This is a genomic window from Actinomycetes bacterium, from assembly GCA_036510875.1.
Lineage (GTDB): Bacteria > Actinomycetota > Actinomycetes > Prado026 > Prado026 > DATCDE01.
Genome location: DATCDE010000049.1, coordinates 1 through 7,935, shown reverse-complemented (window position 1 = coordinate 7,935; position 7,935 = coordinate 1). Strand labels below are relative to the sequence as shown.

The 7,935-nt window shown below is 68.0% G+C and carries 10 protein-coding genes; all 10 read left to right on the top strand.

Annotated elements, in window-relative coordinates:
* Nucleotides 1-325, top strand: a 325-nt coding sequence (locus tag VIM19_02880) for a hypothetical protein (GenBank protein ID HEY5183855.1), incomplete at its 5' end; no start/stop codon positions are given.
* Between the two features lie 253 nt (nucleotides 326-578).
* Nucleotides 579-953: a 30S ribosomal protein S12 gene (rpsL, locus tag VIM19_02875; GenBank protein HEY5183854.1), complete on the top strand. Its 375-nt coding sequence runs from the start codon at nucleotides 579-581 to the stop codon at nucleotides 951-953.
* Nucleotides 953-1,423 carry a 30S ribosomal protein S7 gene (gene rpsG, locus VIM19_02870; GenBank protein HEY5183853.1) on the top strand — a complete coding sequence of 157 codons (471 nt, stop codon included), beginning with the start codon at nucleotides 953-955 and terminating at the stop codon, nucleotides 1,421-1,423. Before rpsL ends, rpsG begins: the two co-directional genes overlap by 1 nt.
* 102 nt (nucleotides 1,424-1,525) lie before the next feature.
* Nucleotides 1,526-3,574 carry an elongation factor G gene (gene fusA / locus VIM19_02865; protein ID HEY5183852.1) on the top strand — a complete coding sequence of 683 codons (2,049 nt, stop codon included), beginning with the start codon at nucleotides 1,526-1,528 and terminating at the stop codon, nucleotides 3,572-3,574.
* Nucleotides 3,575-3,677: 103 nt separating this feature from the next.
* Nucleotides 3,678-4,871: an elongation factor Tu gene (gene tuf / locus VIM19_02860; protein ID HEY5183851.1), complete on the top strand. Its 1,194-nt coding sequence runs from the start codon at nucleotides 3,678-3,680 to the stop codon at nucleotides 4,869-4,871.
* A 249-nt stretch (nucleotides 4,872-5,120) separates the two neighbouring features.
* The gene (rpsJ, locus tag VIM19_02855) at nucleotides 5,121-5,429 is read left to right on the top strand and encodes a 30S ribosomal protein S10 (GenBank protein ID HEY5183850.1); all 309 of its coding nucleotides are present in this window, start codon (nucleotides 5,121-5,123) and stop codon (nucleotides 5,427-5,429) included.
* 24 nt (nucleotides 5,430-5,453) lie between these two features.
* Nucleotides 5,454-6,098, top strand: coding sequence for a 50S ribosomal protein L3 (gene rplC / locus VIM19_02850; protein HEY5183849.1), 645 nt, complete (start codon nucleotides 5,454-5,456; stop codon nucleotides 6,096-6,098).
* Between the two features lie 5 nt (nucleotides 6,099-6,103).
* Nucleotides 6,104-6,808 (top strand): 50S ribosomal protein L4, encoded by a 705-nt coding sequence (rplD, locus tag VIM19_02845; protein ID HEY5183848.1) that lies wholly within the window; start codon nucleotides 6,104-6,106, stop codon nucleotides 6,806-6,808.
* 2 nt (nucleotides 6,809-6,810) lie between these two features.
* Nucleotides 6,811-7,104, top strand: a complete 294-nt coding sequence (rplW, locus tag VIM19_02840; protein HEY5183847.1) for a 50S ribosomal protein L23 — start codon at nucleotides 6,811-6,813, stop codon at nucleotides 7,102-7,104.
* A gap of 50 nt (nucleotides 7,105-7,154) precedes the next feature.
* A partial coding sequence (rplB, locus tag VIM19_02835) for a 50S ribosomal protein L2 (GenBank protein HEY5183846.1) occupies nucleotides 7,155-7,935 on the top strand: 781 nt, incomplete at its 3' end.

The window sequence follows — 7,935 nt, the reverse complement described above, 5'->3', positions numbered from 1 at the left end:
GTGGCCGGCCCCGCCCGGCTCGGCGTACCCGACGGGGTACCCCACGGCCTCCCCGGTGACCGCGCCGCCGGCGGACAACACGGCGGCGGCGGCACTGCTGCTGGCCGTCATGGCTTGGGTGTGGCGCCCGGTCGTGCTGGGAGTCGCGGCCCTCGTGCTCGCGAGGAGCGCGCAGCGCTCGATCGACGCGGCGCGCGGTGCGCTGGGCGGCCAGGGGATGGTCACCGCCGCCCGGGTCGTCGCCTGGGCCAACATCGCCGTGTTCGGCCTGGCCGTGTTCGCCGGGCTGGCGTTCCTGACGGTGGCTGCCTTCCGCGCGCGCTGAGCCGCAGCGCGCCCTCGCTTTGACCTGCAGGTCGGGCCCCGGGTAGGCTTGGTCCTCGCGCCTGGGGAAGCCCGGGCCCCGCACGCGTGCCTGCGCTCTGTGCGGATGTATCCGGACCTTCCATGGTGGGCCAACGCTCGCTCCGGGGGGGACGGGCCGACACACCCGACCTCGTGGGTCGAGTGAGGACGCACCTGAGCACCACCTGAGGAACTGACCCAGACCTGCGAGACAGAAGAGCAACGGAGACGCGGTGCCCACGATCCAGCAACTAGTCCGCAAGGGCCGCCAGGACAAGATCGGGAAGACCAAGACGCCGGCCCTGAAGGGCAGCCCCCAGCGGCGCGGTGTCTGCACCCGCGTGTACACGACCACCCCGAAGAAGCCGAACTCGGCGCTGCGCAAGGTGGCACGCGTGCGCCTGACCAGCCAGATCGAGGTCACGGCCTACATCCCCGGGGTCGGCCACAACCTCCAGGAGCACTCGATCGTGCTCGTCCGCGGCGGTCGGGTGAAGGACCTCCCCGGCGTCCGTTACAAGATCATCCGTGGCGCGCTCGACACGCAGGGCGTGAAGAACCGCAAGCAGGCGCGTAGTCGCTACGGGGCGAAGAAGGAGAAGAGCTGATGCCGCGCAAGGGCCCAGCCCCCAAGCACCCCGTCGTCGTCGACCCGGTCTACAACAGCCCGCTGGTCACCGCGCTGGTCAACAAGATCCTTATGGGCGGCAAGAAGTCGACCGCCGAGCGGATCGTCTACGGCGCCCTCGAGGGCTGCCGTGAGAAGAGCGGGAACGACCCGGTCATCACCCTCAAGCGGGCGCTGGACAACGTGAAGCCGACGCTCGAGGTCAAGAGCCGCCGCGTGGGCGGTGCCACCTACCAGGTGCCCGTCGAGGTCAAGCCCGGACGCAGCACCACCCTGGCGCTGCGCTGGCTGGTCAGCTACTCCCGGCAGCGCCGTGAGAAGACCATGACCGAGCGGTTGATGAACGAGCTGCTCGACGCGAGCAACGGCCTGGGCGCCAGCGTGAAGAAGCGCGAGGACACCCACAAGATGGCCGAGTCGAACAAGGCGTTCGCGCACTACCGCTGGTAGTCCCCTCCCCTCCGTAACCGGCACCCGAGTACCTGAGAGAAGACGTCACCCGTGTCCATCGACACCGCCGCCAAGCTGGCCAAGGTCCGCAACATCGGGATCATGGCCCATATCGACGCGGGCAAGACCACCACGACCGAGCGGATCCTGTTCTACACCGGGATCAACTACAAGATCGGTGAGGTCCACGAGGGCGCCGCCACGATGGACTGGATGCCGCAGGAGCAGGAGCGCGGCATCACGATCACGTCGGCCGCGACGACCTGCTCGTGGGACGACCACACGATCAACATCATCGACACTCCCGGCCACGTCGACTTCACCGTCGAGGTGGAGCGCTCGCTGCGGGTGCTCGACGGCGCTGTGGCGGTCTTCGACGGTGTCGCGGGAGTGGAGCCGCAGTCCGAGACGGTCTGGCGGCAGGCCGACCGCTACAACGTGCCCCGGATCTGCTTCATCAACAAGCTGGACCGGGTGGGTGCCGAGTTCCACCGCTGCGTCGAAATGATCGTCACCCGGCTCAACGCCATCCCGCTCGTGCTGCAGGTGCCTATCGGTGCGGAGGCCGACTTCAAGGGGGTCATCGACCTCGTCGGGATGCGCGCCCTTCTGTGGCACACCGAGGGCAAGGGCGACGAGTACGACACCGAGGACATCCCGGCCACGCACCTGGACGTCGCCCGCGAGTGGCGGGACCGCATGCTCGAGACCATCGCCGAGTCCGACGACGAGATGATGGAGCTGTACCTCGAGGGAAAGGAGCCGTCCGAGGGCGACCTGATCGCAGCGATCCGGCGCGCGACCATCGCCGGCAAGCTCAACCCGGTCCTCGCCGGCTCCGCGTTCAAGAACAAGGGCGTGCAGCCCATGCTGGACGCGGTCGTGCGCTACCTGCCCTCGCCGCTGGACGTCGAGGCCGTCGAGGGCCACGCGGTCGGCGACGAGACCAAGATCGTGGCGCGCAGGCCGAGTGAGTCCGAGCCGTTCTCGGCCCTCGCCTTCAAGATCATGAGTGACCCGCACCTGGGCAAGCTCACCTACATCCGGGTCTACTCCGGGGTGCTCGCGGCCGGTACCCAGGTGCTCAACAGCACCAAGGGCAAGAAGGAGCGGATCGGCAAGATCTACCGGATGCACGCGAACAAGCGGGAGGAGATCGACCGCGTGGGCGCCGGCGACATCGTCGCCGTCATGGGCCTGAAGGACACGACCACCGGTGACACCCTGTGCGCGGACAACGCGCCGGTGATCCTGGAGTCGATGACCTTCCCGGCCCCCGTCATCCACGTGGCGATCGAGCCCAAGAGCAAGGCCGACCAGGAGAAGCTCGGCACGGCGATCCAGCGGTTGGCCGAGGAGGACCCCACCTTCCAGGTCCGCACCGACGAGGAGACCGGCCAGACGATCATCGCCGGCATGGGCGAGCTGCACCTCGACGTGCTGGTCGACCGGATGCGCCGCGAGTTCAAGGTCGAGGCGAACGTCGGCAAGCCGCAGGTCGCCTACCGCGAGACGATCACCAAGGCGGTCGAGAAGGTCGACTACACCCACAAGAAGCAGACGGGTGGGTCCGGCCAGTTCGCGAAGGTCCAGATCAGCGTCGAGCCCAGTGGGGGAGAGGTCGACGGTGGCTACGAGTTCGTGAACAAGGTCACTGGTGGTCGCATCCCGCGCGAGTACATCCCGTCGGTCGACGCGGGTTGCCAGGAGGCCATGGAGTACGGCGTCCTGGCGGGCTACCCGCTCGTCGACGTCAAGGTGACCCTGCTCGACGGCCAGTACCACGAGGTCGACTCCTCCGAGCTTGCCTTCAAGATCGCCGGTTCGATGGCGTTCAAGGAGGCCGCCCGCAAGGCCGGGCCGGTGCTCATGGAGCCGATGATGGCCGTCGAGGTGACCACGCCCGAGGATTTCATGGGCGACGTCATCGGCGACCTGAACAGCCGCCGGGGGCAGATCCAGGCCATGGACGAGCGCTCAGGTGCGCGCGTCATCCGGGCCCTGGTCCCGCTGTCGGAGATGTTTGGCTACGTGGGCGACCTGCGCAGCCGGACCCAGGGCCGGGCGAGCTACTCCATGCAGTTCGACTCCTACGCCCAGGTCCCCAAGAATGTGTCCGAGGAGATCATCGCCAAGGCACGCGGCGAGTAGAGCCTCAGCGAGACTGCTCCACCGATAGGGGTCCCCGCACCCGCACAGCACACGTCAACCACCCGTCGTACGGCAACAACCGGAAGTCCCGAGGAGGACCCCAGTGGCGAAGGCGAAGTTCGAGCGGACTAAGCCGCACGTCAACATCGGCACCATTGGTCACATCGACCATGGCAAGACGACGCTGACCGCAGCGATCACCAAGGTCTTGCACGACAAGATGCCGGACATCAACCCCTTCACGCCGTTCGACCAGATCGACAAGGCGCCGGAGGAGCGGCAGCGCGGTATCACCATCTCAATCGCGCACGTCGAGTATCAGACCGAGGCGCGCCACTACGCGCACGTCGACTGCCCTGGTCACGCCGACTACATCAAGAACATGATCACCGGTGCGGCGCAGATGGACGGCGCGATCCTGGTCGTGGCGGCCACCGACGGCCCGATGCCGCAGACCAAGGAGCACGTCCTGCTGGCCCGCCAGGTGGGCGTGCCCTCGATCGTCGTGGCGCTGAACAAGTGCGACATGGTCGACGACGAGGAGATCCTCGAGCTGGTTGAGCTCGAGGTCCGCGAGCTGCTCTCCGATTACGAGTTCCCCGGCGACGACATCCCGGTCGTCCGGGTTGCCGCCTTCCCGGCGCTGAACGGCGACGAGAAGTGGTCGGAGTCGATCATGGAGCTGATGGCGGCAGTCGACAGCTACATCCCGACTCCGGAGCGCGAGATCGACAAGCCGTTCCTGATGCCGATCGAGGACGTCTTCACGATCACCGGTCGTGGCACTGTCGTCACCGGTCGTATCGAGCGCGGCATCATCAAGATCAACGAGACCGTCGAGATCGTGGGCATCAAGGACGTCAAGCAGACCACCACGGTTACCGGCGTCGAGATGTTCCGCAAGCTGCTCGACGAGGGCCAGGCCGGTGAGAACGTCGGTCTGCTCCTGCGTGGCACCAAGCGCGAGGACGTCGAGCGCGGCCAGGTCGTCTGCAAGCCGGGCTCGATCACCCCGCACACCGAGTTCGAGGCGCAGGTCTACATCCTGTCCAAGGACGAGGGTGGCCGGCACACGCCGTTCTTCAACAACTACCGTCCGCAGTTCTACTTCCGCACCACGGACGTGACCGGCGTCGTCGACCTGCCCGAGGGCACCGAGATGGTCATGCCCGGCGACAACACCGAGATGAAGGTCACGCTGATCCAGCCGATCGCCATGGAGGAGGGCCTGCGCTTCGCCATCCGCGAGGGTGGGCGCACCGTGGGCGCCGGACGGGTGACCAAGATCCAGAAGTAGCACGACCGATTTCCCTTGTCGCCCTTCGGTGCGGCATACTAGGGAGGTTGTCTGGGCCGGGTGGCCGTGGCGCGTGCGCCTCGGCCATCCGGGTCCCACCGCCCGGTGAAGGCCGGGCACCAAGCCTGATGACTCTCGAGCTGCACCGCACGGGCCCGAGATCACGACACGCCCGACCTCGGGGGTCGGCGGTCGTCAGGGCCGCCCTCGGACACGTCATCACGACCAGCGAAGGACAGCGAAGCCACCATGGCGGGACAGAAGATCCGCATCAGGCTCAAGGCCTACGACCACGAGGTCATCGACAGCTCGGCGCGCAAGATCGTCGAGACGGTGACGCGTACCGGCGCGCAGGTCGCGGGACCGGTGCCGCTGCCCACGGAGAAGAACGTCTACTGCGTGATTCGTTCGCCGCACAAGTACAAGGACAGCCGCGAGCACTTTGAGATGCGCACCCACAAGCGCCTGATCGACATCCTCGACCCGACGCCGAAGACCGTCGACTCGCTCATGCGACTCGACCTTCCGGCGGGTGTTGACATCGAGATCAAGCTCTAGACGGAGATCGAGGACTGCAGCGCCATGGCTAAGCAGATGAAGGGCGTCCTGGGCGAGAAGCTCGGCATGACCCAGGTCTGGGACGAGCAGAACCGGCTCGTGCCCGTGACCGTGGTCAAGGCCGGGCCGTGCGTCGTCACCCAGGTCCGCAGCGCCGAGACCGACGGCTACGCCGCGGTGCAGATCGCCTACGGGGCGATCGACCCGCGCAAGGTGACCAAGCCGCTGGCTGGTCACTTCGCCAAGGCTGGGGTGACCCCGCGCCGGCACCTGGTGGAGCTACGAACAGATGACGCCCCCGAGTACACCCTGGGCCAGGAGATCACCGCCGAGGTGTTCGAGGCCGGGCAGCTCGTGGACGTCACCGGCACCACCAAGGGCAAGGGCTTCGCCGGCGTCATGAAGCGGCACGGCTTTTCCGGAGTGGGCGCGTCGCACGGTGCGCACCGCAACCACCGCAAGCCGGGCTCCATCGGCGCCTGCGCCACCCCGGGCCGGGTCATGCCGGGCCAGCGGATGGCGGGGCGGATGGGTCACGTCCAGCAGTCCACCCAGAACCTGACCGTGCACGCGGTCGACGCCGACAAGGGGCTGCTGCTCATCAAAGGCGCCATCCCCGGCCCGAAGGGCGGCCTCGTCCTCGTCCGGACCGCTGCGAAGGGCAAGTGAGCGCCATGACGACCGTCGACGTCCTGACCCCCGCCGGGGAGAAGGCGGGCAGCGTCGAGCTGCCGGCCGAGATCTTCGACGTGCAGGTCAACGTGCCGCTGATCCACCAGGTCGTGGTGGCCCAGCTGGCCGCGGCCCGCCAGGGCACCCACTCCGTGAAGACTCGCGGCGAGGTGTCTGGCGGTGGGCGCAAGCCGTACCGCCAGAAGGGCACCGGCCGGGCTCGGCAGGGTTCCACCCGGGCCCCGCAGTTCGCGGGCGGTGGCGTGGTCCACGGGCCGACGCCGCGCAGCTACGAGCAGCGGACCCCGAAGAAGATGAAGGCCGCCGCGCTGCGCGGGGCGCTGTCCGACCGGGCGCGCAACGGCCGGGTCCACGTGCTCACCGGTGTGGTGGACGGCGAGACCCCTTCGACGAAGGCGGCCTCGGCGGCGTTGGCCCAGCTCAGCGGCCGTCCGCACCTGCTGGTCGTGCTCGAGCGCGACGATGTCGCTGCCTGGAAGAGCCTGCGCAATGTCGACACCGTGCACCTGCTCGTCGCTGACCAGCTGAACACCTACGACGTGCTGGTCTCCGACGACGTGGTCTTCACGCGGGGCGCTCTCGAGGCGTTCCTGTCCGGACCGGCCAAGGGCAAGGGCGCCAAGGCTGTGGCCACCGAGTCCGAGGCCGTTACCACCACCGCGGACACCGACGGGAGCGTCAAGTGAAGATCGCCGACCCGCGCGACATCCTGCTCGCGCCCGTGATCTCGGAGAAGAGCTACGGCCTTCTCGACGAGAACAAGTACACCTTCCTGGTCCGCCCGGACTCCAACAAGACCCAGATCAAGATCGCGGTCGAGCAGGTGTTCGGGGTCAAGGTCATCGGGGTGAACACCAGCAACCGCGAGGGCAAGCGCCGCCGCACCAACGTGGGCTGGGGCCGGCGTGCCACCACCAAGCGCGCGGTGGTCAGCGTGGCTCCGGGCCAGCGCATCGACATCTTCGGCGGACCGGTCTCCTGACCGGGATCACCACAGCAGACGGCTAACGACGCAGGCGAGGACACGTAACCATGGGCATCCGCAAGTACAAGCCGACGACCCCGGGCCGACGCGGCTCGAGCGTCGCCGACTTCGTTGAGGTCACGCGCACGGAGCCGGAGAAGTCGCTGACGCGTCCGCTCACGTCGAAGGGTGGCCGCAACAACCACGGTCGGGTCACCACCCGGCACCAGGGCGGCGGCCACAAGCGCGCCTACCGGGTGATCGACTTCCGTCGGCACGACAAGGACGGCGTGCCGGCGAAGGTCGCGCACATCGAGTACGACCCCAACCGGACGGCTCGCATCGCGCTGCTGCACTACGCGGACGGCGAGAAGCGCTACATCATCGCGCCGAGCAAGCTCAAGCAGGGCGACCTGATCGAGAACGGTCCCTCGGCGGACATCAAGCCGGGCAACAACCTGCCGCTGCGCAACATCCCAGTCGGCACCATGGTCCACGCCATCGAGCTGCGGCCGGGCGGGGGCGCGAAGATCGCCCGGTCCGCCGGTACCGGGGTCCAGCTGGTGGCCAAGGACGGCCCGTATGCGCAGCTGCGGATGCCCTCGGGGGAGATCCGCAACGTGGACGTGCGCTGCCGCGCAACCGTGGGCGAGGTCGGCAACGCCGAGCAGTCGAACATCAACTGGGGCAAGGCCGGGCGCATGCGTTGGAAGGGCATCCGCCCGACCGTCCGCGGTGTGGCCATGAACCCGATCGACCACCCGCACGGTGGTGGCGAGGGCAAGACCTCCGGTGGTCGTCACCCGGTCACCCCCTGGGGCAAGCCGGAAGGCCGCACCCGGGACAAGA